This is a genomic window from Sphingorhabdus lacus (genome assembly GCF_009768975.1).
In the GTDB taxonomy this organism is placed as follows: domain Bacteria; phylum Pseudomonadota; class Alphaproteobacteria; order Sphingomonadales; family Sphingomonadaceae; genus Sphingorhabdus_B; species Sphingorhabdus_B lacus.
Window position 1 is genome coordinate 1757291 of the sequence record NZ_CP035733.1, and the last position, 26785, is coordinate 1784075.

The following is a 26785-nucleotide window of genomic DNA, read 5'->3' on the forward strand; positions in this document are numbered from 1 at the left end:
GCTCCAAACGATGCAGGGCAATTTGGCCGTATCGAAATGGGGACGCTTAGCTCAGTTGGTAGAGCAGCTGACTCTTAATCAGCGGGTCGTGGGTTCGAACCCCTCAGCGTCTACCATTTTCTTCTTTAATAACAATTGTTTACATGGCAGCGATGCGCCTCAGGTTTTCAGCTTGAGCTCCTAGGTAACGGGCTAGGTAACGGGGAACAAGCGGCTCACTTGAATTAAACTCGTGGGCTCCTCCGAATGGCTATGAACAGAATGTCTCATTGTTCAACCGATTCATGTTCGGATTGCGGTGTGCCCAGAAATTTTCAGCATCGTTGACGATGCCTAATTTGATTCACCGAAGACGTCCAACTGTTGGATACGTGAAGGTTGAACGTCTGACTCCTCCCATCGCTAAGTTTCGCTTGTTCGTCAGGTGATGAAACAGTCGGGTGGATATCTCGATCAGAACTTCGTTCGCACGGTTAAACCATAGGTTCGTGGTTCCTCAAAGAAGGCCGCCCTGGCGCGATTTCCTGGGACACCGCGTAAAGGGACATTTCCTGTCAGAGTCTGTGTAACTTCATTACTCAAATTGAGACCCCAAAATTCAAAAGTGAATCGGTCGTCAGGCGTCGTGAAACCAACGCGGGCATTTACTTTGAAAAAATTCTCCTGAATTCCGAACGGGAATGGCGTACGCGCGGCGTTTGTGTCACGGGGTTGTACAGTGCTGCGATAGCTGTCCGAATATTGGATATTGACGTTTGTCAGTAGTTGCCAACCCGAGCCGCCTAAGGGACCGTCATAGGTCATACCCGCAGCAGCCGTAAATTTGGGCGAGCGCGGAAGGGAAGAGCCGCAAAGGGTCGACACTGTCGGAAATTCGGCAGTAGAAAGCCCTATTGCACAATCATTTGGAAAACGCGTGTCAGCATAGGTGCCTGCCAAATTGATCGACACATAGTCATGTAGTTTACCGAATACTTCGATTTCGGCTCCCGTTGACTTTACGCTTGGTACATTGAAGGTGCGGAAACGTAATCCATCGAATTCCAACAACTGGAAATCGGTCATGTCCATATGGAACAAGGCGATGTTAACATTTAGTCTGCCCAAGGCCGCCTTAAGCCCCAACTCATAAGCATCTACTTTCTCAGAACGCAGGCGCGGATCAGCAAACTGCGGAGCGACCGGCGTCCCTGCAGCCAACCCCGCAAGAACAGCTGCAGAATTGACTAGCACTGCCGAGCTTTGATCGAGGTTGAAGCCGCCTGACTTAAATCCATGGCTAAAGCTTGCGTAGAGCAGGATGTCCGAATTTGGTTTGAACGCGAGCTGCCCCGTATATGTCAGAGCATCATCCTTGAAGACACCAGCGAACTCGCGCGGCTGATTCAGAAAGTTGCTTGCCAGTCCACCGCCGACAGATGCCGGAGCCGTCGTGTTTACGGGAAATGCCCGTCCGCAGTTCAGAGCGACGAGAGTATTGCGGAATGCCGCTGGCACTGAACCGGTCAATACTCCGTTGACGCTTGCTTGGCAGGCCGGGTTGTTTGCTTGCAACTGGTTGAAAGCAGCCTCCTTTCGTTCGTCAACATAGCGCGCGCCGAGAGTCAGGCTCAGCTTGTCGGTCAGGCTAAACACATTGTGCGTGAAAATCGAAATTGTCTTACCACTTTGGGTGAACTGATTTGCTGCATGTGCTCCAGTTGCACTCACTGGTACTCCACCATTTCCAAATGCGGTAAGCGTGAACAGCGGGTTTGGACCTGCCGCAGTGCCGATTTGGAAAGCCGCTGCCGCCCGTTGGTAATCTGCGCCAAGGGTAGCCGTGGCAACGCTCGTTAGATCTTCGTCGCCGTAAAATGCACCGACGAGCCAATCGAGTTTACCATCAAAACCATCGCCTTGCAGCCGCAGTTCTTGCGTCAGGGTCTTGATCCGGTCACCCATCTTGGGTTGCCCAGGTGTTTGCGAAACACCCCCTGCTCCCTGGGTCAGGATTTTGAGCCCGGTCAGATCAACTTCGGTAGTCTGGAATGAATCAAAATCGCGATAGGCGCCGATGTAAGTCAGTCGCGCGCCTCCAAAATCATATTTCAGTTCGCCCGACACACCCCAATTGTCGGCACCGTTGAACGATTGCTTTCCATTGGTTCGCAGATTGCGGAACGCCGTGGGGCCGATGTTGGAAACGCCGGTATTCGGCAATCCATGAAAGGTGGCGTTAGCCTGAGTTGCCAGAGTGGTATCGGCGATGATGACGGCATCGCAGCATTTCTCATCGATCTTGGAATAGTCTGCCAGGATCCGGATGCTCAGGTCTTTGCTGGGCTCGAAGTAAAGCTGACCGCGCAACAACCATCGATCCTTGTTGTTGCTGGTTGCGCCGGTTGCACTCTTCGCAACGCCATCGCGTTGCCGCCATGAACCCGAAACACGAAATCCAACGTTTTCGGAAATGGGACCGCCAACACCGGCCTGGAGATTGAACAGGTCGTAGTTCCCATAGGTCGCGTTGGCGAAGCCCTCGAACTCGGTCAGGCTAGGCTTCTTGGTGATGACGCTGATCGCACCGGCCGAGGTGTTACGGCCGAACAGCGTGCCTTGCGGACCGCGAAGGACTTCCAAACGCTCGACGTCGACCAACTCGCCAAATGCGACACCGGGTCTCGACTGGTAGACGCCATCGATGAAGAAACCGACCGAGCTTTCAAGGCCCGGGTTGTTGCCGGTCGTGCCAACACCACGAATGCGGATCGCGCTGCCCGAAGTTTCGGTAGAGGTCGACTGATAAGAGAAACTGGGCGAGATCGTGCTTAGCAACTTGACATCAACCACGCCCTGCCGCTCGAGCGTAGCGGGAGCGATTGCTGTAACCGCGACAGGAATGTCTTGGACACTCGCTTCGCGCAGAGTGGCCGTGACAATGATTTCTTCATTGTCCGACGCCTCGTCGGCATCGGCTTGGCCCGATTGAGCCATTGCCTGCGTTGCAAAGGCCAAACTGCATACCGATGCAACCAACGCGATCCGGTGACTTGATTTCATTTCCGCTCTCCTTTGCCTTCCCCACCCAAGCGGCTTACCCCCGGATGGCGAGGGCGGCCGCATTCTTCCGATCAGAACCTGGTTCGCACGGTTATGCCATAGGTCCGAGGCTCTTCGGGAAAGGCGGCTCTGGCGCGATCCCCGGCCACACCGCGCCCAGGAACGTTTCCTGTCAGCCGCTTTGTGATTTCGTTGGTTAGGTTGAGACCCCAAACTTCGAAGGTGAATCGTTCGTTCGGCGTCGTGAAACCGAGCCGCGCGTTCACCTTGACAAAGTTTTCCTGAATATCTGTCGCGATCGGCAAGCCATTTGTATCAACCGGCCGCTGCGATGTGCGATAACTGTCGGAGTACTGAAGGTTCACATTCGCAACCAAGCCCCAGCCCGACCCGCCCATCGGGCCATCATAGGTGAGTCCTGCGACGCTCGAGAAGCTGGGTGAGAGATTGAGCTTATTTCCACAGAAGACCGAAATGGTTGCAAGCTGGGCGGCCGGCGCGCCGACCGCACAATCGTTAGGAGCGCGCGTATTAAGGAAGGTGCCAGCCAGATTCATAGAAAAATGGTCAGCCAGTTTGCCGAAGACTTCTACCTCAAGTCCTGTCGACTTCACACTCGGAACGTTAAATGTCGTGAACCGAACGCCATCGAACTCTAGCACCTGGTAGTCGGTCATATCCATATGGAACAACGCGACGTTGGCATTGATTCGTCCGAAGGTCGCCTTAAGCCCCAGCTCATAGGCATCGACCTTTTCAGAACGTATGCGCGGATCCGCAAATTGCGGCGCAGCGCCGGTCGTCAGCACAGCCGTCGAATTCAGCAGTCCGCCTGCGGTGGCATCGAGATTGATCCCGCCCGATTTGAAACCATGGCTGAAACTGCCGTAGAGCAGCATATCGGCGTTCGGTTTGTAGGCCAGTTGCGCGGTGTAAGTCAGCGCGTCGTCCTTGAAGACTGCGGAATATTCGCGGACAAGCGGCAGGAAGGAACTAGCTCGGCCGATGCCTCCGGGGCCGGACAGGTTGACGGGAGTCGCAATTGGAAAGCAGTTTCCTAGCGCAAGAGGGGCAAGTGCAGGGTTCGGCAGGGCATTGGTCAGGACCGCGCGAACCGCAGCCGCACAGGCCGCATTGCTGCCCTGAAGCTGGCTGAAACCGCCTTCCTTGCGCTCATCGACATAGCGAGCGCCGACGGTGACGCTGAGCTTGTCGGTCAGATTGAAAACATTGTGGGTAAAGATCGAGTAGCTTTTCCCGCTCTGAGTAAACAGGTTTGCCGCATTGGCACCAGCCGCAGTGACCGGAATGCCGCCATTGCCGAAAGCCGTGAAAACGAACGCCGGATTGGGCGGCAAGGCCGGGGGAGCACCGAATGGCGAGGGGATACCAAAAGCGGCAAGAGCGCGCTGGAAGTCAGGGCCGAGTGTGGCAGTCTGAACGCTTGAGAGGTCTTCATCACTATAATAGGCGCCAAGCAGCCAGTCGAGCTTGCCATCAAGAGCACCGCCTTGCAGGCGGAGCTCTTGGGTAAGGGTCTTGATCCGGTCGCCCATTTTGGGCTGCCCGGGGGTTTGCGCTTGTCCGCCAAGCCCCTGCGTAAACATCCTGAAGCTCGTCAGGCCAGTTTCCGAAGTCTGGAACGACTCAAAATCGCGATAGCCGCCAATGTAAGTGAGCTTCGCGCCGCCGAAGTCATAGTTCAGCTCGCCCGAGATACCCCATTGATCCGCACCGTTGCGGAACTGGAAGCTGTTCGACCTCAGATTGTTGAGAGCGGATGGGCCCGAAAAGGTGACGCCCGTGTTGGGCAGGCCATTGATCGCAGCGCGGGCCTGGGTCGCTAGGCCGGTTTCCTGAAGGATGATACCATCACAGCATTTTTCATCGATTTTGGAATAATCTCCGAGGATGCGTATACTCAAAGCATCACTCGGCTCAAAGTAGAGCTGACCGCGCAGCAGCCAGCGATCCTTGTCATTGCTGGTTGCCCCGGTAGCACTTTTGATGACGCCGTCGCGTTTACGCCACGAACCCGCGATGCCAAAGCCGACATTCTCCGCGATAGGACCGCTGACGCCGCCCTGCAGGTTGAAAAGGTCATAATTGCCATAGGTCGCATTGGCGAAACCCCTGAATTCGGTAAGGCTGGGTTTCTTCGTGACAATGCTGATCGCACCAGCCGAAGTGTTGCGGCCGAACAGCGTGCCCTGCGGGCCGCGCAGCACCTCCACGCGCTCTATGTCGACGAGTTCGCCAAAAGCGACGGTTGGCCGCGATTGATAGACACCGTCGATAAAGATTCCTACAGAAGTTTCGAGTCCCGGATTGTTGCCGGTGGTACCGACACCACGAATCCGTATCCCGACGCCACCAGTTTCGCTCTGAGACGATTGAACGGCAAAGCTCGGCGTGATCGTGCTCAAGAGTTTGACGTCCGCGACACCTTGTCGCTCCAGAGCAACCGGCGAAACTGCAGTGACGGCGACAGGAATGTCCTGCACGCTCGCCTCGCGCAGAGTCGCAGTCACGATGATCTCTTCGCCATCTGTCGTACTGTCTGAACTTGATTGGGCTGTTTGCTGCGCAAAGGACGGTGCAGAAAGCGCCAAGCTGCATGCCGAAGCAAGCATTGCGATCCTCTGTCTCGATTTCATCTCTATTCTCCCTCCCATCGCCCATTGCCGTTCCAAGCTGGCGTGGCTTCGATATCGATGGAAACTAACCAGTAAGTTTTAGTTGTCAAGTGGCATCAAGTCACTTAACCGTTCCCGTCGATGCGATGTCTCCAAGGCGGACCAAAGAGGAGAAGTTCGGCATGAGAGTTTCCAGACGCGGACTCATTTCTAGCGCCATTACGTTGGCTACACTGACGGCGGCAGGCTCTGCTTCCGGGCGGGTCAGGCAGCGGCGAAAACCGAACTTCGTTTTCATTCTGGCTGACGATCTAGGTGCATTTGACTTGTCATGTTACGGTCGCGAGGACTATCGAACCCCATATATCGACAGCATCGCCCGCAATGGGATGCGTTTCGATCGTGGCTATGCAAGTTCTAGTTCCTGCGCACCAACCCGGGTTGGACTAATTTCTGGTCGCTACCAGAACCGCCTCTTGGCAGGCTCGGGCGAAGGTGGCGGATATACTAGGGGGAAAATCGGATATTCCGGCGATCTCCCTTCGCTGCCCGGTATGTTTAAGGCAGCAGGCTATCGCACGGGGTTGGTCGGGAAATGGGGCATCGGCGAACTTCCGGACTATGGGCCTCGCAAGAGCGGTTATGACGAGTTCTTCGGGCTTATGGGCGGTGGGATCGACTATTGGTCGCACGATTTCCTCGACCCGCTGACGCCGGGTCCGCGGCACCCAGATCTTTATGATAACGAAACCCCGGTCAAACTGGATGGCTATTCGACGGACCTCTTTTCAGACCGGGCCTCTGATTTCATAATGCGCAACGCCAAGCAGCCTTTTATGCTGTCGCTGCACTACACCGCCCCGCATTGGCCCTGGCAGACACGAACCGAACGCGGGTCGCCGCGAATGACTGACATGCACTATGAAGGCGGCTCCCCCGCGATCTACCGCGACATGGTTTTGGCGATGGATCAGGGCATTGGCCGGGTGCTCGATACCCTGCGCAAGCACCGCCTTGATCGCGATACCGTGATCATCTTCACCAGCGACAATGGCGGCGAGCGATTCTCCAAGATGTGGCCGCTGCGGGGCGGAAAGGGCGATCTCTGGGAGGGCGGTACACGGGTTCCGCTGATCGTAAGCTGGCCAGGCCGGATTGAAGCTGGCACGGTTTCTCGTCAGATAGCGATCTCGATGGACTTTCTGCCGACAATGGCTGCGCTCGCCGGAATTTCGACCGATCCCTCTTTTCCACCCGATGGAATCGATCTTTCGCCGCAGCTCTTCGGCGCCCCTCCGATCGAGCGGACGCTGTTCTGGATGACGCCGGGCGACCGTCTGGCCGCATTATCCTATCCTTGGAAATTCATGCGCAACGGCACGCTCGAATATCTCTACAATCTCGACGAGGATCCGACCGAACATGCCAATTTCAAGACCAGGAACCCGGCCGTGTTCGCCGATCTGAAGGCGCGGACCCTTGCCTGGTCGGCACAAATGCAGAAGCCGATGCCCGCCGTGCCCAGAACCCTTGTCGATCAGGCCGAGGGACTCGAGACGCCCAGGCTTCCGGGCAAATAGGCGAATCAGTTCGCGGAGTCGGAGGCCCGTCTGCAGGCTCATAAACGCGCAGCCACAACTATTTGGCACGATCCCGCTATTGGGCCGCCGCAAGGCATCGAGTACACTTGCACCAGCGGCGCACAATTGCCGCATCACATTGGCTATCAGTCACAAACGCGTACCTTGGTAGTGCTGCATTTTCCAACCGCCGTCGCGCCGCGCCCATAGGACTATGCTGCGTCCTTCGGCGGATTGAATGTTCCCACCTGGGACAACGACTTGGAGGATGATACGGCCAGTCACGACGGCGACGTTCTCGGAAAGCATCCGCACCGCCATTTCGGGCTGGGTCACTGCCTGATATCGATAGGTCCTGTCGCGGACACGTGCTAGATATTCAGCCTTAGTTTCGAGCAGCCCGTTGGTGTGAACATAGAGCGCCTCGTCGTCGATCAACTCATCTAGCGCGGTGAGATCACACGCAACCATCGCGGCGCGGCGACGAGCTTCGATTTCTTCGATTTCGGTCATGGTATCAGCCTGAAGTGTTGAAGCCGACTGGCGCTGGATGCCAGAGAAATTGCCGCGATCTTCCTACTTGCACACGGGCTTCGTGGCGTGGCAGAGTTGGGCATTGTCATCAGACAGCCTTCCAAAGCCCACTTATTAGCCGGATGTTTTCCAAGGGTCACGGCTCATCATCTCCCTCTTTAACTCAACAGCGAAAAGCACGACCGCTCTTCATTCGCAATGCATTGACGGGTTCACGCCTAGTCCGAAAAACTTGGACCGCGACGCTCAGTAAAGGCCGACACAGCCTCCTCATGATCAGGCGTCGTGTGCGCCAGGGCCTGCATCGCGGCTGATAGTTCGAGCGTGTCGGCTAGCGTCGTGCCATGGGCCTTGCGCAGCAGGCGTTTTGTCATCCGGACCGCGTGCCTCGGGTTGCCCGCGATCATATTGGCGATGTCGATCGCCTCGGAAAGCAGGTCGTCGGGACCGACGACCCTCGACACCAGGCCGCAAGCGAGCGCTTGAGCTGCGCTCAGAACCTCGCCGGTCAACGCCATCTCACATGCCTTTGAAAAGCCCACGATCCTTGGCAGGAGCCATGCACCACCGTCGCCAGGGACGAGGCCAACCTTTACGAAACTCTCAGCGAAGACTGCCTTCTCCGACGCAATCCGGACATCGCACATGCACGCAAGATCGCAGCCTGCGCCAATAGCAGGGCCGTTGACTGCCGCGACGACGGGCACCTCCAGCGCTTCAAACAACATCGGCAACCGCTGGATGCCGCGCATATAGTTCGTTCGGGTGTTGACGGGAGCCTCGTCCCGCAATCCCTGTCCCGGTGCCATCTTCTTGACGTCGCCGCCCGACGAAAAGGCCGACCCGGCGCCGGTCAAAATCACGGCTCGCACGGAGGGAGTCGCGTCGGCGTCGATCATCGCTTGCGCCAGCGCGTCGATCATTTCGATGTCGGAAATGGGATTCCTCCTTTCGGGCGCGTTGAGCGTCACCTTGAGGACCGGTCCAATTTGCTCCTTGAGAACGAGATCAGTCATTTTTCGTCGATCCTGACTTGGTTTGCGCCAGCACCTTCTGCTGGGCTCGAGAAATTGATGCTCCGCTTGCGGCGTTCTGATTTTGCACTTCCGATTGCCATTTCCCGGCTCAGTCGATTTCTACCTTGCGAACCGCTTCGCCAAAATAGCTGGCCACTTCGCGTCGCCCGATTTCGGCCACATAGGCATCGGGTCGGATGAGGATGTGGGGAGAGTTCCGGCGGACAAGCTGGGTCGCGCCGGTGTGGCGCAAATGATCGAACAGCCGCGAACCATCGGGCAGCAAGCGGTCGGCGATCCGGTCGCCAGGGGCAAGCCCATCATCCGCTTCGCCGACATTCAACGGACTGTCGGGGTAGCCAAGCGAGAGATGATTGGTCAGATCGCCACGCTTGAGCGAGGCGTTGACATGGAGCGCGCCGGTGAGCTTGAGCATGGCCGCCGCAATCGGCAGCCGCTCCTTCTGGTAGGTGTCAAGCAGACCGTCATCGCCGGTCCGGATCGATGCGGCCAGCTTCCAGCCGAGATTCCAGGCATCCTGCACACTGGTGTTCAACCCCTGCGCGCCCGAAGGCGGATGGATATGGGCGGCATCGCCGGAGAGAAACGCCCTGCCGACGCGGTACCGATCGACCATGCGTGTCTGGTGACGGTATTCGGATTGCCAGGCGACACGGGTCACGCGCTGGCCTGTGGTACGTCGCACGCCGGCTTCCAGCCCGGCCTCGGCGATCCTGCTGGACGATGCCAGCTGGAACAGGTTGCTCACCGGCAGCGGACACAGCAAGGCCGGTCCAGTGCGGTTGAGCGGCCAGACATGCCAGAACTCGCGATCTAGGTCTTCGATCTCGAGGTCGGCGACAACCATGGTCTTGCTGTCGAGCGAGGTGCCGAACATCTCAACCCCCAGAAGACTTCGCAAGGTGCTGCGCCCACCATCACAGCCCACGATGTAGTCGGCCTTGATGGTCTCGCCGGTGGCAAGCTCGGCGGTCACCCCCTCGGGAGACTGGGCAATGCCGACGAGGGCGGAATCATACTCGACCCGGCCACCAAGTTCGGTGAATCGGGTGAGCAGGATCTCGTTGGTCCGCCATTGCGGGATCATGAGCATGTTGGGAAAGGGACGGTCGACTGTTGCCTGGTGGCGGCTGCCAATCGAGAACAGCGGCAGGCCAAGCGGACCAGCATGGAGCTTGAAGCGGGGATACAGCCTGCTCGAGGCCACCATGTCTTCGGCAACGCCAATGAGGTCGAAGATCTCGAGCGTGCGCGGCTGAACCCCTTTGCCGCGCGATCCCTCGAAAGCAGCACTGCCTTTTTCGACCAGCCTGATCTCAACGCCGCGCCGCAGCAGTTCGATCCCCAGCACGAGGCCGGTCGGGCCTGCGCCCACGATCAGGACCTGGGTCACTGCGTAGCTCCTGGCAGATTTCCCATTCGCGACCGGTAATCAGACGCACGGTCCAGCCCTACCACCTGTACAAGGTCGGTGCCACGTAGCCGTTGCACCGCGTGCAACAGCTTCGTGATCAAACCGACTCCACGCGGCCAGCGCACTTCTCCACTCAGATCCTTCCGAGCATCGAGCGCATCGAACCATTCGCCCATACGTGGATGCAGGTGATGCAGAGGATAGGATGCCTCGCACAAGCGCCTGACGTAGATGTACCAGGCTATGTCGAGCAGCGTCAGCTGGTTGCCGAGTAGGAAATACTGGCCTTCGAGTCGACCGTCAAACTGTTCGAGCACGCACCGAAACCGATCGAATGCCAGCCGAGCGCGCTCGTCGCTTACCCCGTTGTTCCTGATCATCTCGCGCCAGAATTCGGCTTCGCGCGCCTTGTCCGGATCGACCGCGCCTTGGACACTGCCAGAGCCCAGACCTTCATACTTGCGGATCTCACTTTCGGGCTTTTTCGCGAGGAACGACGGCACGACGAACCGCATCGTCAGGGCCCTGATGTCCAGGTGTAGATTGTCCTCCTCGCGCAGCAAGCGGTGCATCTCTTCCTTGCGATCTGCTGGAATCAGCACTGGCTCGGGAAATGCTTCTTCCAGGTATTCGAGGATATCGTTGCTCTCCACGATCACCTTGCCATCATGCACCAACGCCGGCACAAGGCCCCTTGGGTTGATCCCCATGTACCAAGGCGTGACATGCTCCCCTTTGGCAAGGCTGATGTGGTGCGAGGTCCAGTCAATGCCCTTAAGGCGCAGGAAAATCCGGACCTTCTGCGAGCAGGACGAACCCTGGAAGTGAAACAAGTGCAACCCTCGCCAGTCCAGCACTTCCTTGGTCAGCACATCACTGTCGTGCAGCATTACCATAGGCGGTTTCTCTCTAGTTTTTGGGCACCGAGCAGATCGTTTTGGTTACCTCGGAGCGATGAAAACAGTTTGCAAACCCCTTGCGTAAACCCCCTTTTCATCAGCAAACAGCGTATGTGCGGTCCCGTGGCCGTTGCCCGCCGTGTGGGTTTCGGCGTCAAGCAGGAACCAATCGCCGACCGGCATCCTCATGAACTGAACTGTGATATCGAGATTGGGCATGGCCCATTCCGTCGGGCGCAGCGCATTACCAAAGCCATGGCCGAAATCGGCGAACAAACACGCTTTTACAAAGTTCGACGGCGTTTCCCCAGAAATCACTTCGCCGTCGGTCATGGTCATCCACCACACAGCCCGCCCGGGCACACCCGGATCGCCGCTGACGCGCCGAAAGGTAACCGAACCGCCCATTTGCGCAAGCTCCGGTACTTTCCCCGATGGCATGTCCTCCGGCTTGGGATAGTTTGAAGGCATAGCAAAATCAGGAGTCGTCAGACGGCGGACGCGCAAAACATGAGCTTGTGCTACGACCTCGCCATTAGCCAGCAGGCTGATGCAGTGAAGTTTGGTTTGCGCCCCGTCACGCAAGACCTTGATCGAGCGGGACAGCGGCAAATTGGGAACCTTCCCAAAGATATCAAGTTGGAATCGCGCGATTGCGAACCTTTCGTTGAGATCGGAATCTTCCGCGCAGGATGCCAGCAGACAGCTTGTCGGGCCTCCGGCAATCCATTTGTCGCCATGCCAAGGACTACGCGCCAAATCGGTTGGAACGAATTTCTCTCCATCTCGAAAAAAATAAACGTTTGGGACAAGGCGTGGCCTTGCGTTGGGTAATGACACTAGACTTACTCCGAGACTTCAAGTTTGAGTCAATGCACACGCAGTCTAAGTGTCTCAAAAGGGATGATGGCCCCTATTTTTTTGAACGAGTAGAACCGCGCATAAATAAAGACCAATTGGCTTCAATAACTTCTTCTTCAGACAAACCTTTCTTTTTCTCTACAAACCATTTGCTCGGACCGAGAGCAAGAGCGATGAATGACCGGGCAATCAACTCCAATGGAATGTCATCGCGTAGTTCACCCGACTTTTGCGCATCGGTGATCAATGATTTGATAAAAGAAAGATATTCTCCAGCTAAACGATCAATTTCGTCACGATCGGTTAACCGGTGACGTTCTCCATCGATAATCCTGACCTCGTGACGGTGCTCAATCGCAAAATGCGTATGAAAGCGGAACAGTTCGCGTAGCTGATCGAGCGATGCAGCCTTTCCAGCGGCGATCCGCCGCGCTTCGTCAAGGGCGCGTTCGTGGTTACGCCGGACAATCGCCTGCAGGATTGCGGCTTTGCTTGAACCGTATTTGTAGAGCGTCGGTTTGGAAATACCGAGGCGGTTGGCCAATTCGTCCGTACTGGTCTCATGAAAGCCCTTCTCAGCGAAAAGGTTGCTTGCAGCCTCAAGGACTGAATCAGTCAATTCCTCTTGTCGGCTCCGTCCCATAACTATTCCTCATTCACAAAATGAAACTAACCCGTAAGTTTAGCTACGTCAAGCAGCTTGCACCTTTGGAAGGCAACCTTGGCACCGCACACCCGGTTCATTCCAAGGCCTTTGCTAAGGTCAAAACAGAGGTTTAGGGATTATCCGCGGAGGTTCCACCAAAAAATGGACCAGCCGGTTCCCGAGCAGAAGGACCAGTGCACAACAGAGCGGCATACAATTCGAAGCTGGCTTTACAGGATGAACTGATCACCAGAAGCCCGAACCGTTATGTCGCCAATTGACACGCCCAGCGGCTGGTCGATGACGTGCAGTATCGCGTCGGCGATATAGTCGGGCGAGAGGCGGGCATAGGAAATCCCTTGGGAATCCATTAAGATAGTCTCCCCTACCCTCTTCGACTGCTAATAACATTTCTGCGAGCTCTCCGGCATTTTGACCCACGATCCCAACGCCTGCAGCACGGTTGATAACTGATCCGGTTAAACCCGTTCCAGGAACTCCGGTGGGCTTCACTACGGAGACTTTGATCTTGCCCCTCGTTTCAACCCGAAAGCTCTCGGAAAGAAAATTGACCGCGGTCTTGGTCGCACCATAGACGGCCGCGCCGACAACTGGGAAATTGCCGTAAATCGAACTGATATTGACGATCTGCCCACTGCCTTTTTCCATCATCGGATCATGTGCGGCAATCATGCCGTTGAGCACACCCTTGATGTTGACATCGATCACGCGATGCCAAGCCACATGGGCGGTTTCGTGATCGCTGAAAAATGCCAGCGGCATAATTCCGCCGTTGTTGATCATCACATCGACCTGACCTAACGCGTTCACTGCGGCAGAGACCGGGGCCTTGTCGGCATCAAGCTCGGTCAAGTCGACCTGCTTGGCCAGGGCTTCGCCACCTGCTTCGCAGATCTGGGCCGCGACGGCTTCAGCCCCTTCGATATTCACGTCCCCCAGTGTGACCCGCGCACCACGCGCCGCAGCCTTTCGTGCGACGAGCTCGCCGAAACCACCACCGGCCCCGGTTATGACGACGGATTACCACGCAACATAGTCGTTCATACCGTGTATCCTTCCTTTAGGGCTTACGCTACCGGTGCTGCGGCATCGGACCGGCGGGTGATTTCCGGCCAAAAGCCGGTGCCACCTAGCCTCGAAACGTGCCGACCGAGTTGGCTTGCCCAATAGGCGTCGTTACCGCAATCCCCGCGCCAGTCCATGAGCCGGCGCGTATAGTGGTTGAGCGCATATTCCATGGTAAAGCCAATTGCGCCGTGCAGTCGATGAGCTATAGGGAAGCACTTCTCGATCGCCATATTCGCCCGCAGTTTTGAAGCGGCAATTTCGAATACAGCACCATCATCGAGCACATCGCCTTTGTCGAGCGCCGCAGCCATTGCCTGCCCGGCCACATTGATCGCCGCTGCTTCGACCGAAAATTCTGCCATGGCCTGCTGCACGGCCTGGAAACGCCCCAGCGCCTTGCCAAACTGGACTCGCGTGTTGACGTGCTCAAGCGTCAACTCGAACGCCGATTCGAGCGCACCGGCCGACTGTGCCACAAGGGCAAAGGCACCCAATGCGGCTAGATCTGCATTGCACTGTGCGCTCGCTATTGGTACGCCAATCGGACGAATTATGTCGAATGGTTCTCCTGCGAGAGAGTTGCCTTCGATGACCTCGCTCGCGGCCACTTCGATGAGCCTGAGTTCGTAATCGTCTACGAAGATGACGCCGCTGCAATATCGTCCGAAACTAACTTTGCCTTTGGTTCTTACTAATCCGATAGGACCAGCAGGCGGTGTTATCCCGGCATCGATCAAAAGCCGGTGCGCGATTATGGTGTCACCCAAAGGCGCAGATAGTGCATGCCGCCCCGCAATCCGCAACACGGCATAAACGTCACCCCAATCACCGCCAAATCCACCCATGTCCTCAGGGATCAACAATGACGCGAAGCCCGCTTCTTCAATCCTGGGCCAGATGGCATTAAAGTCGGCATCAGCTAAATCCGCGAACAGTCCCTCCGCCATGTTGCATAGCAACTGCCTGAACTCGCTCATGTCCAATCGCTCCTCATCGTAGCCCCAAACCCTTTGCAATTATGCCCCTAAGAACCTCCGGAGTGCCGCCGCGCAGTGAAAAGCTGGGTGATGCAACAAGCACATGAGTCAACATCCGTTCCAAGGTTCCACGTTCAAGCAAATCGGCATCGACAGACGACTGGATCATTCTGGGCATGGCCTGTTCAAAGGCGTTACCAAGATCCTTTACGATCGACGCTTCGATCACTGGGTCTTCGCCTGCAGCAAGTTTGGCGGCAGTCGACATCGACATCTGGCGTAACGTCCAGATTTCGGCTGCTAGTCTACCGGTCAATCCGGCTAACGGTTCGGGCGGATCAGCGCCGATCGCATCGACCAGTTGTACAAATAGCATATAGGTTGAAAGGTATCTTTCTGGTCCGGAGCGCTCATAAGCCAGTTCAGCCATCGCCTGCTTCCAACCTTCGCCCTCGGCACCCACGAGCGAGTCGAGAGGGATCAGTACGTCATCGAAAAATACTTCGTTGAAATGATGCTCGCCCGTCATGTCGATTATAGGCCGTATGGTAACACCCGGCAGGTCAAGATCGATCATCAGCTGCGATAGACCAGCCTGACGCTCCGACGCGGGATCGGTCCGCACCAAGGTCAACATCGCCTGACATTCATGGGCGTTACTGGTCCAGATCTTTTGCCCGTTGAGCACCCATCCATCGGGTGTCCGGCGCGCTTGACTGCGAACGCTCGCCAGATCTGAACCGGCGTTCGGCTCAGACAAACCGATACAGGCAAAGACCTCACCACGAGCCATTCCAGGCAGGTATTTCTCGCGCAGAAGCTCATTACCGTAACGCAACAGCAGTGGCCCGGTCTGGCGATCGGCGATCCAGTGGCACCCGCAAGGTGCACCGTGGGCCAGAAGCTCTTCGAGCACCACATAGCGTTCAAGCACCGAACGTTCCTGTCCGCCATATTGCCGTGGCCATGTCAATCCGAGCAGTCCCGCATCGCCCAGCGCGCGCGAGAATCCTGCATCGCATTTGAGCCACGGATTGCATCGCTCTTCCGGCGTCCAGCGATGGTCGTGTTGGCGTATGATCTCGCGCACCTGCTCACGAAGACATGTGACATCGCCGGGGGGATCAAATGCTCGGATCGGAAAAATCTGCATCGTTACGCTGTCACCCATTCTTGTCGGATCAGGATTTCGCGCATGCCCGATCACCGTCTCAGCTCTCTCTTCCACGAACGACAGTGCTTGACAAGAAAAACTTACCCGTTAGTTTTATTGACTATTGATGGCGGCTGCGAATTGGCAACCGCGGCCGATCGATCGCATCAAAGCCCAACCCGTCTAGAGGAGTGAAATTTCCTGATGGCTCTGCGTACGCGAATTACCGAGCGGCTCGGGATCGAGCACCCAATAGTTCAGGGCGGAATGATGAATGTCGGTTATGCCGAGCTTGCATCAGCGGTTTCGAACGCTGGCGGATTGGGCATCATCACCGCGCTAACCCAACCCTCTCCCCAGGCGCTTCGCGAGGAAATCGAACGCACGAAAGCGATGACCACGAAACCATTCGGCGTGAACATGACGATCTTCCCGACCGTCAACTCCCCCGACTACAAAGCTTACGCGCAGGCGATCATCGACGGCGGGATTACCATCGTCGAGACAGCCGGCACCCAAGCGGTTCGCGAAATCTGGGAGATGCTCCGTCCGCACGGAGTGACAATTCTCCACAAATGCACGGCGGTTCGTCATGCTCTATCTGCAGAGAAAGCCGGATGCGACATTATTTCGATCGACGGCTTCGAATGCGCCGGGCACCCCGGCGAAGACGACATTCCAGGCTTGGTCCTGATTCCGGCTGCAGCTGACAGGGTGAAAATCCCGATGCTTGCATCCGGCGGCTTCGGGGATGGCCGCGGTCTTGCCGCCGCTTTGGCGCTAGGTGCAGACGGTATCAATATGGGAACGCGCTTCTGCGCAACGCAAGAAGCGCCGATCCACGACAATGTAAAGCAGGCCTATCTCGACAACGACGAACGGGGCAGCTTTCTGATTTTCCGCGCGTTCAAGAACACCGCGAGGGTAGGAAAAAGTGCGGTATCGGAAGAAGTTGTCCGCCGGCTTTCGAGCCCAGATGCCGTGTTCGAAGACGTGCGCGAACTGGTTTCCGGAGTGGCAGGCAAGGAACTGCTAAAATCTGGTGATCTTTCGCAAGGGGTTTTCTGGGCGGGTATGGTCCAGGGTCTTATTCACGACATTCCCACCTGCCAGGAGCTCGTAAACCGAATTGTTGCCGATGCCGAAAACATCATCCGCATTCGGCTTACTGGCATGTTAGGCTGACAAACAAAGGAGTTTAACGATGCGCGAAGCATATATAATCGACACCTGCCGCACACCCCGCGGGATTGGCAAGCCAGGCAAAGGGGCACTATCCCACATGCATCCACAGAATGTTGGTGCAACTGTCCTGAAGGCACTCAAGGAACGCAACAATCTCGACACCTCAACTGTCGACGACATCATCTGGTCGACCAGCACACAGGAGGGCAAGCAGGCTGCCGACTTGGGTAGGATGGCAGCACTCGTTGCGGGATATGATGTGAGAGCGTCAGGAACGACACTCGATCGTTTTTGCGGCGGCGGTATAACAGCTGTCAATCTTGCCGCCGGTTCAGTGCTTTCGGGGATGGAAGACTGCGTAGTTGCTGGCGGCACCGAACTGATGAGCTACCAGCAGATCCTGGCCGCCCAACGTGCCGAATTTGGCATAGAACCACGCGTTATTGGCTCGCACAATGAAGTGCTAGATGCGCTGCATCCCCAATCCAACCAGGGTGTTTGCGCCGATGCGATCGCAGCGATAGAAGGAATTGGCCGGGAGGATCTCGACGCGCTGGCACTGGAAAGTCAGCGCCGGGCAGATCGCGCGATCCGCGAAGGGCGATTCGACCGATCGGTGGTGCCGGTATATAACCCCGACGGTTCGCTTGCTCTCGATCATGAGGAGTTTCCGCGTCCTGAAACCACTGCCGAAGGCCTATCTTCGCTCAAACCTTCGTTCCAAGTCGTTGCTGATGTCGATCTTGGCAACGGTCGGACCTGGCGCAAGCAGATTCAGCGGGTTTACAGCGATCTCCAGTTCGAGGCTGTACACCATCCCGGCAACAGCTCGGGCGTGGTCGATGGTGCAGGTGCGATCCTGCTGACCAGCAAAGACTATGCCGAGAAGCATGGCCTAAAGCCGCGTGCGCGGATCGTAGCCTATGCCAATCTTGGCGATTGCCCCACTCTGATGCTCAATGCGCCAGTGCCAGCAGCCAGAAAAGTGCTGCAAAAGGCCGGCCTGACAGTCGACGATATCGACCTGTGGGAGATAAACGAAGCTTTTGCGGTGGTGGCTGAAAAGTTCATTCGCGACCTCAAGCTCGACCGCGAAAAAGTGAACGTCAACGGCGGCTCAATCGCGCTAGGGCATCCCATCGGAGCAACAGGTGCGATGTTGATTGGTACAATATTGGACGAATTGGAACGCACCGATGGCCGCTATGGCCTGGTCACAATGTGCGCGGGCGGCGGCATGGCACCGGCGATCATCATAGAACGGCTGACTTAGGGTCGTTTCAGATCGCGCCTAGTGCCTAGGCAGATCCTTCAGTGGAAGGCTCGTGTTGGCTAGGTCTTCAGGCGCGATCATTGCTCCTTCCTCAATCAGTTTGCGGGCCTGGACATAATCCCTAGTCGCGTTGATCGCATCGACAGCGATCAGGCGCCCTGCCTTAAGGTAGAGTACCGAAAAACTGCGCGCTGCACGATCGCCGCGCAGGATCGCAGTGTCATACCCTGACGAAATCCCGACGGTCTGTAGCTTCAGATCATACTGGTTGGACCAGAACCATGGTGTTGCGGCATAGGATTGTGCATCACCCAGGATAGCCTTTACTGCGCATGCGGCCTGATCATTGGCATTCTGGACGCTTTCGACCCGCAGCACTGCACCGCCAGCAAAGCGGTTGGCCTGTGCGGCGCAATCGCCGATGGCGTAGATGTTATCGTCGCTGGTGCGGCAGAAGGCATCGACCTCCACACCATTTCCACCTTTGATTCCCGCAGCGAGCAAAGGCTCCACCGAAGGGACAATTCCGATTCCAACAATCACCATCTGGCATTCGATCAGGCTGCCATCAGCGAGACGCACTCCGCTCACCCGCTCCAAACCATCAACCGAACGCAAGGCAGCTGACGTCCTGAGATCAACACCTTGCGCGCGGTGCTCGGCTTCGTAGAATGACGAAACATCCTCGCCAGCCACCCTAGCGAGTACTCGCGGCAAAGCCTCTAGGAGCGTTACCTCCTTGCCAAGCTTCCGGAGCACGGCTGCGGCCTCGAGCCCAATGTAGCCGCCACCCACGATCACCGCGCGACTTACATGAGAAAGTCGGCCCAGGATCGCATCGGCATCGGCCCGCGTTCTAACGACGTGAACCCCCTCTAAATCCGTGCCGGGGCAAGCCAGCCAGCGAGGCTCTCCGCCAGTTGCCCAGATTAGTTTACCATATCCCATACTGCTGCCATCGTGCATGGTTACTTGCCGCGCTGTTGGTTGGACTGCGGTCACCTCAAGTCCAAGGAGCAATGCAATACCTTTTTCCTGCCAGAAGGCGGCAGGGCGGATCAGCAGACGCTCCCATTCCTTTTCGCCAAGCAGATATTCCTTGGAAAGAGGAGGTCGTTCATAGGGCAGCTCGTTCTCGCGCCCGACAATGGCGACGGTACCAGCAAAACCTTGCTGCCGAAGCTGGATCGCCGCATAGGCGCCACCCTGGCCACCTCCCACGATCAAAACATCAAAATGCGGCATGTTCCTCCTCAAATTTGCCAAGGCTCGGTTTGAAATTAGGGTCTCATAGCGCCCGTAGCTATGAATTTTGCTTTGCGTGCCAGCGACGGAATCCAAGCCATGCAATCAGCGGAAGGAAAACGCTGCCGGTTATGGCGAGCAATCCGGATTGGTCGGCAAGAGCAGCAGAGCCGATAGCAGCAAAGACCATTGCAACCGAAAGGTTGGCAAGCCCTGTGATGATCACGAATTGTCCGAGTCTCATTCCAGCCATCCCGGATGCAATAGTCGCGAGTTCGGCAAAAACCGGCACCGGCCTGGAGAAGATCAGCACAAGCGGTCCCATACCAGTTGTAAAACGGTGTGCCCGGATAAGTTCCTGCTCGCCGAGCAGTTTGAGCGCGAGCGGCCGCGCCGCCAGAACTCCAACGGTATAACCTAACAGGCTGGCTACCATCAGGCCGACCCAGATCACCACCGAACCCAGCGCGAATCCGAAGATCGCGCCAGCAAGCGTATTAGTCACTCCATTGGGAACCGGCAGGAATATGTCTAGAGCTAGGGCCAGAATGATTGCCCCTGCTACCAGCAGAGGACTGGTCTGCGCGGACTCGACAGCGAGGTTCGCAATCCGCTCGATCTCGGCCGCAAAATAGACAGGCCCAACCAGGACCACTGCCCCAAGGATCAAGAGGGCCGTCCAGCGCAATCCACTATCCCAGGCCGTCCGTCGAGACCTCACCGGTTGGTCGTGCTGCATTGCTCGCGGCTTTCTCCTGCTTGGCCTTGGACGATCGGAGATCGCAGGCGATAGATTATCGACGCACGCCTGGAAGTTTTATGACAATACCATCCAACTCGGGTCCAATCTTTACTTGGCACAATAACCGCGAATTGTCCGCTCTTTGATCTTCGACCAGTTCGAGCATGGCGTCTTCAGTTTCGTTCATCTCCGTCAAGCGGTCGAAGAACGCGCCATCGATGTAACCATGGCAGGTTGCGCAGGCGCAGACGCCGCCACAATCAGCATCAACTCCTTCGACGCCATGGCGCACTGCCACTTCCATGGCAGTTTCGCCCGGATTGGCCGTCACTTCACGTCGCGTTCCGTCTGGTTCGAAAAAGACGATTGTCGTCATAACTACTACTACCTCTCTTTCGGCCGCTTATCGAACAGCCTTGACTCTGTCATTAGCGCTCAGACCAGGTTCCGTTCGATCAACATTTCGATTTCGTCCTTCGAAAAACCATAGTCATCAAGCACTTCGCGGCTATGTTTGCCCAGTTCTGGTGCAGTGATATTTTCCCTGGTCGGCGCTCCAGAAAAGCGGATCGGGGTCGGCATCTGCATTATGGTTTCGGATCCAAAAGACCCTTGCTGGAAAAAGCTTTCCCGTAGGCTCATTGCGCCGCCCATGATATCGTCGGGCGATAAGACCGGCCCAGCCGGAAGTCCGATCTGCACCAGTTCTTTTATGCAATCGTCAGTGGACTTGTCCTTGGCCCATTCCGACATGACCTCGCTTAACGCATCGCCGTTTACGCCGCGCAGGGCGTCATCCGAGAATCGGGGATCTTCGACCAATTCGGGCCTCCCGATAAATTTGGCCCAGCGCGCGAATAGTTTGTTACCAAGCACCGACACGACGAACCAGCCATCCCGTGTTCTGATGATGTCCGAAGGTCCTCCGATGGGTGAGCGATTTCCGGTCGGTCTTCTCGGTGCCTTTCCATAGGCGTGTTCCATCAGGATCGGAGCCATGACATTGAGCGCAGTGCCGACCAGCGAGGATTCGACATGCATGCCCTTTCCAGTCCGCTCCCGATTGAACAGCGCAGCCATTGCCGCATAGGCCGACGAGACGGCCGTGCCGAAATCAACATAGGCGGTTGCCGACTTGTAGGGTTGCCCTGCCTCCCCCGTAAGATAAACCCCGCCGCTTACTACCTGGCCGATACTGTCGAGCCCCAACGCATCGCGCATCGGTGTATTGGACGGAAAAGTGCTCGAGGTGACCAGGATGATGTCGTCGCGCAGCGCCTTGACCGATTCATAGTCCAAACCGAAATGCGCGAGCGCACTCGGCGAGAGGTTGGCAACGACCACGTCAGCCTTGGCGATCATGCGATGCAGAACCGCCAGACCTTCAGGCTTGCTGGTATCAAGGGTCAGAGACCGCTTGCCCCGATTACCGTAAAGGAAAAGCGAGCCTTCACCGCTATCGGTGGCTGGCGCTACATAGCGGTCATCGCCACCGCCCGGTTTTTCTACACGTACTACGTCAGCGCCCAGGTCCGCCAGCATCCCGGCACACAGCGGCCCGGCAATGTACTTCCCGAAATCGACGACCTTGATACCTTGCAGAATTCCGGGCACGCTGCTTACTCCTGAAAATCCAAACCCACATCTGTCGCCGCGCGAAAAGGTGACCGCGACCGATATGAAAAACTTACTGGTAAGTTTTCATTAAGTCAACGACGCTCGATTAGCGATGTCATTTCAGCTTGTAGAGGACGTAGACAGTTTCGTTTCGCCCGATCCGACCGCCATTCGCAGCACATCGGCGATCCGGTACCCGCCTGTTGTCACGCGGGACTTGGCGAGTTCGCGGGCTACATGGATTTCTTGCGCGCTAACCAACGGGGCATTTTCAGCCTCCGAACTCGCCATCAGATAGTTTCCCGTATAACCGACTAGCCTGGCCAGATGCAGGCTTTCATCGAGCCATTGTCCAAACTGTTCCTGTGGGGTTCCGGAATAAACCGGCCAGCCGAACCTCTCCCGCGGCCAGAGCGTTACGAGCCTGTTTGACCAATATTGCGAGGTCCTGTCTCCCTCAACCTTCCCGTCGGCATTAGGGATATCGAGTATCTGGTCCCAATAATTGTGCAGATTGGTGGGCTCCCCGCCTTCCGCCTTCCGCACAAAGGCTAGGCTGCCTGCCTCGTCGGTTAACCAGAAATCGCCGGTCATCTGATGGCCAGCATGCAGGGGCTGCTGAATGTCGCCAATGATGTGGATTAGCCAGCCAATCGCGATCGCCCGGTCACGTGCCGGAGCATTTCTATCTGCGAGTGAGTCGTAATTGAGATTGAAGGCATAGCTCGCATTGCCGTTGCGAAATGGCCAAAGCCATGTGCGACCAGAAACAACGCGCAGCTCATAATGCCAGTCGCGATGTTCATATTCGGTGCCATTGATATCGTCGGGCCAGCGCGCCAGCCATTCGAATATCTTGCGCGTACGGTTCCTGCCGGTCAGCCCGGCCGCCCTTGCCGCCAGTTCGTGATAATGGGGATGGGCAGGCAAAATCTGCTCGAGCTCCGCTATCACGTCAGGGTCATTTGCCGCGAGATCGTCAAAAGCGATCGCACCGGTCGTCATATGCGTTTCTTCCGACCAGGCGGAGGCAGAGGCGGAGAAGAAGCAGGCCGATAAAACGGCCAGCAATTTGACATGGATACTCATATTCGCCGTTCTGCCACAAAGCGCACGCATGGCAACCTTCCTACTGCTGCTCGCGCCGGATCACAGCGCTTGCCTGCGTCGACAGGCCCATGTTTAGCGCCTCAGTGTCAAACTGTGCCTCGAATGACCAGTCTTCAGCGTTGTTGAGGTTCTGCTTCATATAGCGATACGCCATTCTCGGTCCGTCGGCCAACCTATGCGCCGCCTTCAATGTTTCTGCACGCAGGGTATCGTCATCGAGGAGGCGGGTGTAGATTCCTTTGGCAAAGGCATCTTCGGCCGACAGCTTTTCGCCGAGCAGAAAAAGTTCGCGCGCGACGGCCGTTCCGACAATCTTCGAGAGAAACCAGCTGCTTCCGAAGTCACCGCTCGCGCCGATCTTGTCGAAGGCGGTAATGAATGTGGCAGATCGCCCAGCAAAGCGCAGATCGCAGGCGCCGGCGATCCCGACCCCGGCACCAGCCACCGGCCCGTTGACCATCGCGATGGTCGGCTTGGGCATTTCATGCAGCAGCCTTGACGTTTCCATGTTTCCGCGCAGACCAGTAAAACGCTGTTCGACGCGGCTGCCGACTTGCGAATTGGGCGCAACGACGACACTTCCTCCATCCTTGATGTCACCCCCTGCACAAAAGCCACGGCCTGCGCCCGTGACCACGACGCAGCCAACCGAGACATCCCGTGCGGCGTCAGCGACTGCATCGGCTAGGGCGGCCATCAACTCGGTCGTTAGTGCATTCAACCTGTCAGGTCGGTTCAGAGTGATGATCCTGACACCTTCATCGTCTTCGGTCAGGACAAGATCGCTCATCAGCTGCCTCCCAGTTCCCAGTGCCGCGCCATCATTCGTGCTGCGGTTTCCGCAATGTCCTCCGGAACGGGCGGATACATCGGCAGCGGTTTGTCCTTGCTGGGTAAGGCAATGGTAGCCGTGCCGCGAACCGTTTCCTCGTCGCGCTGGTTCACGAACTTGACTGCTACGTCCACCAGATTTTGACCGTTTTCGACCCGCTTGCCAAGAACCTCACCGGTCACACGCTGCACGTCGCCCATATAGGCAAATTTGCGCACCTCGTCGTGTAGCTGGATGATGATACCGTCGTCGCCCACCCAGTCGTTGAGATAGTGCCAAAGATAGTTTTCACGCATCACTCCATAGTCATAGGCCATCGGGTTGCCGATCGCCTGAGCCCAAACCGGATCCCAGTGTAAACGCTGCGCAACATCGGGAATGCCCTGTTCATTCTTGATGTAGAAAGCCGGAATCCGCTGCCGGTTCTTGTGCGCGCGTCGGTTGGTCGTCGGGGCGTAGGGGGTGAAGCCATAGCCCGCTGCGTGAAAGCAAATGATGTCAGTCACAGCAAGCGGCCCCTTGGCCTGTAGGCCCAAACTGTCGCCCACTTCGACACTTTCAAACCATCGCTTCTCGGCGCCTTGCACCTTTTCGGCGGCGTAGATGTCTTCGATCGCCTGCATTTCCTCATCGGTGTAGGTCGCAGGTTCGATCGCCGCGTTCTTGCCCTTTTTGGCCGCAGCTTTGCGCTCGGTGAGAATCCGCAGTAGATCGTAGGTGGCAACCACCTCGCCCCGCTGATTGACCTTGACCCGGCGGGTGACGTTGACCACCGACCTACCGGCAAATTCCGACTGTTTGACCTCACACGAAACCTCGCCTTCGTAGGCATAGATCGAATCCCCTGGTCGGACCGGCCGATAAAAGGTGAAGTCCGCACCAGAAACGAAGACATGTATGCCCTTGAACAGGCTCTTGCGCAGCGCTCGGATCTCATCCGAAGGCGGATCGCCCAGCATCGGCTTGCTGATCTGCCCTACCATCATGCCCGGGGCGATCACGCCGCCCCATCGGGTTTTCCGAGCATAAGCAGGGTCGGTGAACAACGGATTGTCGTCGCCGCTGCCATAGGCCCAGTTGCGAATTGAGTCTTCTGAAGCCGTCTGGACATAATCGGCTCTCCTCATTGCCTCCCAGTATCCGATTAGTTTGCGCTGCCTCTCTATGTCGCTGTCCAAAATCTCATAGGACGTGGCTTTCTGCCATTCTTCGCTTTGCTTAATGTCGGACTTCTTGGGCATGATGGCACCACTCCTTGCGATATAATAAAACTAACCCGTAAGTTTTTCTTGTCAAGCTCGACGCCTTGTGAGAAGAGGCCATCAATTCTCAAGAGGTTTGATCAACGGAGCCCTGGCATGGCCGAAGTGCGAAGGATAAGCGACGCCTTGAAAATACGCGCTGAGCATCAGCGCGACCAGATTGCCCATGACGATACACGCCGCCAGTTAACTTTCGCCGAGTGGGATGATGAGGCCGATGAGATTGGCGGCGGTCTGGCAGCTGCAGGGTTGCAGCCGGGTGATCGGGTATTCTTGCCGATCAGTAATGATCATGCAGTCGAAATGGCAATTGCCGTTTTTGCGATTTTCCGCGCGGGAGGTATTGTCTGTCCGATCAACCCGCGGCTCAGCCCTACTGAAGTGTCGGACTATAAGGATCTTTGCGGGCCGCGCTGGTGCATTACCGATGTTCCAGACCTCGTGGAAAATCTGAGCTTTGATGGGTGCTGGACAGTCGATCAGATGCCGCGAGACATCTCGGCATTACCAGATCAAGACGGCCTAGAAGCCGACGCAGATGCAGAAATCCTGGGAACGAGTGGTACCACTGGGAAAATCAAGGGCGTTGTTGTCAGCCATCCTGATCTGATTTCCCGGGGAGTCACCGGGACCAATATGGATAGTACCCGGTCCACGTTGAATGCCCTACCGCTGACCGGTTCCGGTGGAAATCTCGGGATAGTCATGCTGCCAGTCCGTGGCGGGGCGACTGCGATTACGCAGCGCAAGTTCGATCCCAAAGGTTTCCTGGAACTGGTAAAAGAGAAGCGGCCGGATTTGGTTTATCTTGTTCCTTCAATGTTGCGGCTAATCCTCGATCATCCTGATGCAGGAAACTATGATTTTGCTGGCGTGAAGTATCTCATGACTGGGACCGCGCCCCTTCCGCATGACTCGGTGGTTCGGGCCATGGCCAACTGGCCGCACCTCAGGATTCGTAACAATTATGGTATGTCCGAAGGCGGCGTCGTGGTTGGTACCACCAGCGCGGCCCAAGCACTCAAGCCAGGCTGTGTCGGCAGGATGCCCGAACATATGCAACTTCGTGACGAAACCGGCGTGGTGATTACCGAACCCGGAGTAATTGGCGAAATCTACGGAATCCAGAAACATCCACGTCGTTACTGGAACGATCCAGAGGCAACCGCAGCTAGTTTCATTGGAGGTTGGACGAAGACCGGTGACTTGGGCTTTGTCGACGATGATGGCGACCTTATCATCTCCGGCCGTTCCAAGGAGCTGATCATTCGCGGCGGTTACAACATCACCCCGCTGGAAATCGAAACCGTGCTTTTCCAGCACCCTGCCGTGCAGCAGGCGGCGGTCGTTGGAGTTGATCATCCGGTTTTAGGCGAGGATATCGCAGCGGCAGTGTCATTGCGTCCTGGTTGCACAGCATCGCCTGACGATATCACCGGATTTTGCCGAGAACATCTGGCCGACAACAAGATCCCACGCACGCTGCTGATTCTTGAAGCCTTGCCGCTCAACCCGAATGGCAAAATTGTGAAGAAGGAACTGAAGCCCCTATTGCAGAAGGTGGCAGATGCCAAGCGGGGGCAATAACCGGCTATCGCCGCCCGATCAGTCGAGCATGGGTTATTGCGAACTTTGCAATGCAAATTCTTCA

The 26785-nt window shown here is 56.7% G+C and carries 22 protein-coding genes and 1 tRNA gene; 5 read left to right on the forward strand and 18 right to left on the reverse strand.

Features of this window, described 5'->3' with window-relative positions:
- The first annotated feature begins 40 nt into the window (after positions 1–40).
- Positions 41–116, forward strand: a tRNA-Lys gene (locus EUU25_RS08350).
- 337 nt (positions 117–453) lie between these two features.
- On the opposite strand, the gene EUU25_RS08355 is transcribed toward EUU25_RS08350, so the two are convergent.
- Together EUU25_RS08355 and EUU25_RS08360 are read right to left on the reverse strand one after the other, a co-directional pair.
- Positions 454–3042, reverse strand: a complete 2589-nt coding sequence (locus EUU25_RS08355; protein ID WP_158900026.1) for a TonB-dependent receptor — start codon at positions 3040–3042, stop codon at positions 454–456.
- A 71-nt stretch (positions 3043–3113) separates the two neighbouring features.
- Entirely contained in the window at positions 3114–5699 is a 2586-nt protein-coding gene (locus tag EUU25_RS08360) for a TonB-dependent receptor (protein ID WP_158900028.1), read from the reverse strand.
- 161 nt (positions 5700–5860) lie between these two features.
- Here EUU25_RS08360 and EUU25_RS08365 point away from each other — a divergent pair, with 161 nt between their 5' ends.
- Entirely contained in the window at positions 5861–7258 is a 1398-nt protein-coding gene (locus EUU25_RS08365; RefSeq protein ID WP_158900030.1) for a sulfatase-like hydrolase/transferase, read from the forward strand.
- A 150-nt stretch (positions 7259–7408) separates the two neighbouring features.
- Here the strand turns inward: EUU25_RS08365 and EUU25_RS08370 are convergent, their stop codons facing one another.
- From EUU25_RS08370 to EUU25_RS08410, 9 genes are all read right to left on the reverse strand, one after another.
- Positions 7409–7771 carry a nuclear transport factor 2 family protein gene (locus EUU25_RS08370; RefSeq protein WP_158900032.1) on the reverse strand — a complete coding sequence of 121 codons (363 nt, stop codon included), beginning with the start codon at positions 7769–7771 and terminating at the stop codon, positions 7409–7411.
- Positions 7772–8010: 239 nt separating this feature from the next.
- Positions 8011–8808 (reverse strand): crotonase/enoyl-CoA hydratase family protein, encoded by a 798-nt coding sequence (locus EUU25_RS08375; protein ID WP_158900034.1) that lies wholly within the window; start codon positions 8806–8808, stop codon positions 8011–8013.
- A 109-nt stretch (positions 8809–8917) separates the two neighbouring features.
- Positions 8918–10222, reverse strand: a complete 1305-nt coding sequence (locus EUU25_RS08380) for an FAD-dependent monooxygenase (protein ID WP_158900036.1) — start codon at positions 10220–10222, stop codon at positions 8918–8920.
- The gene (locus EUU25_RS08385) at positions 10219–11139 is read right to left on the reverse strand and encodes a glutathione S-transferase family protein (RefSeq protein WP_158900038.1); all 921 of its coding nucleotides are present in this window, start codon (positions 11137–11139) and stop codon (positions 10219–10221) included. Before EUU25_RS08385 ends, EUU25_RS08380 begins: the two co-directional genes overlap by 4 nt.
- Before the next feature lie 45 nt (positions 11140–11184).
- On the reverse strand, positions 11185–11982 hold the full coding sequence (locus tag EUU25_RS08390) for a thioesterase family protein (RefSeq protein WP_158900040.1): 798 nt from the start codon (positions 11980–11982) through the stop codon (positions 11185–11187).
- A gap of 73 nt (positions 11983–12055) precedes the next feature.
- Positions 12056–12622: a TetR/AcrR family transcriptional regulator gene (locus EUU25_RS08395; protein ID WP_158900042.1), complete on the reverse strand. Its 567-nt coding sequence runs from the start codon at positions 12620–12622 to the stop codon at positions 12056–12058.
- 273 nt (positions 12623–12895) lie between these two features.
- Positions 12896–13681 carry an SDR family oxidoreductase gene (locus EUU25_RS08400; RefSeq protein WP_222848849.1) on the reverse strand — a complete coding sequence of 262 codons (786 nt, stop codon included), beginning with the start codon at positions 13679–13681 and terminating at the stop codon, positions 12896–12898.
- Positions 13682–13737: 56 nt separating this feature from the next.
- Positions 13738–14715: an acyl-CoA dehydrogenase family protein gene (locus tag EUU25_RS08405; protein ID WP_158900044.1), complete on the reverse strand. Its 978-nt coding sequence runs from the start codon at positions 14713–14715 to the stop codon at positions 13738–13740.
- Positions 14716–14728: 13 nt separating this feature from the next.
- Positions 14729–15886 (reverse strand): acyl-CoA dehydrogenase family protein, encoded by a 1158-nt coding sequence (locus EUU25_RS08410; protein WP_222848772.1) that lies wholly within the window; start codon positions 15884–15886, stop codon positions 14729–14731.
- 186 nt (positions 15887–16072) lie between these two features.
- Between EUU25_RS08410 and EUU25_RS08415 the strand changes: the two genes are divergently transcribed.
- Positions 16073–17053 (forward strand): NAD(P)H-dependent flavin oxidoreductase, encoded by a 981-nt coding sequence (locus tag EUU25_RS08415; RefSeq protein ID WP_158900046.1) that lies wholly within the window; start codon positions 16073–16075, stop codon positions 17051–17053.
- A 19-nt stretch (positions 17054–17072) separates the two neighbouring features.
- Positions 17073–18326: an acetyl-CoA C-acetyltransferase gene (locus EUU25_RS08420; protein ID WP_158900048.1), complete on the forward strand. Its 1254-nt coding sequence runs from the start codon at positions 17073–17075 to the stop codon at positions 18324–18326.
- Between the two features lie 18 nt (positions 18327–18344).
- Here EUU25_RS08420 and EUU25_RS08425 read toward each other — a convergent pair whose 3' ends face one another.
- The 7 genes from EUU25_RS08425 to EUU25_RS08455 form a co-directional block, all read right to left on the reverse strand.
- Positions 18345–19571: an NAD(P)/FAD-dependent oxidoreductase gene (locus EUU25_RS08425; RefSeq protein ID WP_158900050.1), complete on the reverse strand. Its 1227-nt coding sequence runs from the start codon at positions 19569–19571 to the stop codon at positions 18345–18347.
- 58 nt (positions 19572–19629) lie between these two features.
- On the reverse strand, positions 19630–20259 hold the full coding sequence (locus EUU25_RS08430; RefSeq protein WP_158900052.1) for a TVP38/TMEM64 family protein: 630 nt from the start codon (positions 20257–20259) through the stop codon (positions 19630–19632).
- A 106-nt stretch (positions 20260–20365) separates the two neighbouring features.
- Positions 20366–20689 (reverse strand): 2Fe-2S iron-sulfur cluster-binding protein, encoded by a 324-nt coding sequence (locus EUU25_RS08435; RefSeq protein WP_158900054.1) that lies wholly within the window; start codon positions 20687–20689, stop codon positions 20366–20368.
- A gap of 59 nt (positions 20690–20748) precedes the next feature.
- On the reverse strand, positions 20749–21927 hold the full coding sequence (locus EUU25_RS08440) for a CaiB/BaiF CoA transferase family protein (protein WP_158900056.1): 1179 nt from the start codon (positions 21925–21927) through the stop codon (positions 20749–20751).
- A gap of 123 nt (positions 21928–22050) precedes the next feature.
- Entirely contained in the window at positions 22051–23019 is a 969-nt protein-coding gene (locus EUU25_RS08445; protein WP_158900058.1) for a S1/P1 nuclease, read from the reverse strand.
- A 40-nt stretch (positions 23020–23059) separates the two neighbouring features.
- Positions 23060–23830 (reverse strand): enoyl-CoA hydratase-related protein, encoded by a 771-nt coding sequence (locus EUU25_RS08450; RefSeq protein WP_158900060.1) that lies wholly within the window; start codon positions 23828–23830, stop codon positions 23060–23062.
- On the reverse strand, positions 23830–25113 hold the full coding sequence (locus EUU25_RS08455; RefSeq protein WP_158900062.1) for an FAS1-like dehydratase domain-containing protein: 1284 nt from the start codon (positions 25111–25113) through the stop codon (positions 23830–23832). Before EUU25_RS08455 ends, EUU25_RS08450 begins: the two co-directional genes overlap by 1 nt.
- Before the next feature lie 117 nt (positions 25114–25230).
- On the opposite strand from EUU25_RS08455, the gene EUU25_RS08460 reads away from it, so the two are divergent.
- The gene (locus tag EUU25_RS08460; protein ID WP_158900064.1) at positions 25231–26721 is read left to right on the forward strand and encodes a class I adenylate-forming enzyme family protein; all 1491 of its coding nucleotides are present in this window, start codon (positions 25231–25233) and stop codon (positions 26719–26721) included.
- Positions 26722–26785: the final 64 nt, after the last annotated feature.

What these genes read in the sequence shown, in the direction of transcription:
- EUU25_RS08375 (WP_158900034.1), bottom strand. Translation starts at nt 8,808, where the DNA reads ATGACTGATCTCGTTCTCAAGGAGCAAATTGGACCGGTCCTCAAGGTG.
- EUU25_RS08435 (WP_158900054.1), bottom strand. Translation starts at nt 20,689, where the DNA reads ATGACGACAATCGTCTTTTTCGAACCAGACGGAACGCGACGTGAAGTG.
- EUU25_RS08370 (WP_158900032.1), bottom strand. Translation starts at nt 7,771, where the DNA reads ATGACCGAAATCGAAGAAATCGAAGCTCGTCGCCGCGCCGCGATGGTT.
- EUU25_RS08355 (WP_158900026.1), bottom strand. Translation starts at nt 3,042, where the DNA reads ATGAAATCAAGTCACCGGATCGCGTTGGTTGCATCGGTATGCAGTTTG.
- EUU25_RS08360 (WP_158900028.1), bottom strand. Translation starts at nt 5,699, where the DNA reads ATGAAATCGAGACAGAGGATCGCAATGCTTGCTTCGGCATGCAGCTTG.
- EUU25_RS08410 (WP_222848772.1), bottom strand. Translation starts at nt 15,886, where the DNA reads ATGGGTGACAGCGTAACGATGCAGATTTTTCCGATCCGAGCATTTGAT.
- EUU25_RS08425 (WP_158900050.1), bottom strand. Translation starts at nt 19,571, where the DNA reads ATGCCGCATTTTGATGTTTTGATCGTGGGAGGTGGCCAGGGTGGCGCC.
- EUU25_RS08365 (WP_158900030.1), top strand. Translation starts at nt 5,861, where the DNA reads ATGAGAGTTTCCAGACGCGGACTCATTTCTAGCGCCATTACGTTGGCT.
- EUU25_RS08460 (WP_158900064.1), top strand. Translation starts at nt 25,231, where the DNA reads ATGGCCGAAGTGCGAAGGATAAGCGACGCCTTGAAAATACGCGCTGAG.
- EUU25_RS08415 (WP_158900046.1), top strand. Translation starts at nt 16,073, where the DNA reads ATGGCTCTGCGTACGCGAATTACCGAGCGGCTCGGGATCGAGCACCCA.
- EUU25_RS08455 (WP_158900062.1), bottom strand. Translation starts at nt 25,113, where the DNA reads ATGCCCAAGAAGTCCGACATTAAGCAAAGCGAAGAATGGCAGAAAGCC.
- EUU25_RS08385 (WP_158900038.1), bottom strand. Translation starts at nt 11,139, where the DNA reads ATGGTAATGCTGCACGACAGTGATGTGCTGACCAAGGAAGTGCTGGAC.
- EUU25_RS08420 (WP_158900048.1), top strand. Translation starts at nt 17,073, where the DNA reads ATGCGCGAAGCATATATAATCGACACCTGCCGCACACCCCGCGGGATT.
- EUU25_RS08405 (WP_158900044.1), bottom strand. Translation starts at nt 14,715, where the DNA reads ATGAGCGAGTTCAGGCAGTTGCTATGCAACATGGCGGAGGGACTGTTC.
- EUU25_RS08445 (WP_158900058.1), bottom strand. Translation starts at nt 23,019, where the DNA reads ATGAGTATCCATGTCAAATTGCTGGCCGTTTTATCGGCCTGCTTCTTC.
- EUU25_RS08450 (WP_158900060.1), bottom strand. Translation starts at nt 23,830, where the DNA reads ATGAGCGATCTTGTCCTGACCGAAGACGATGAAGGTGTCAGGATCATC.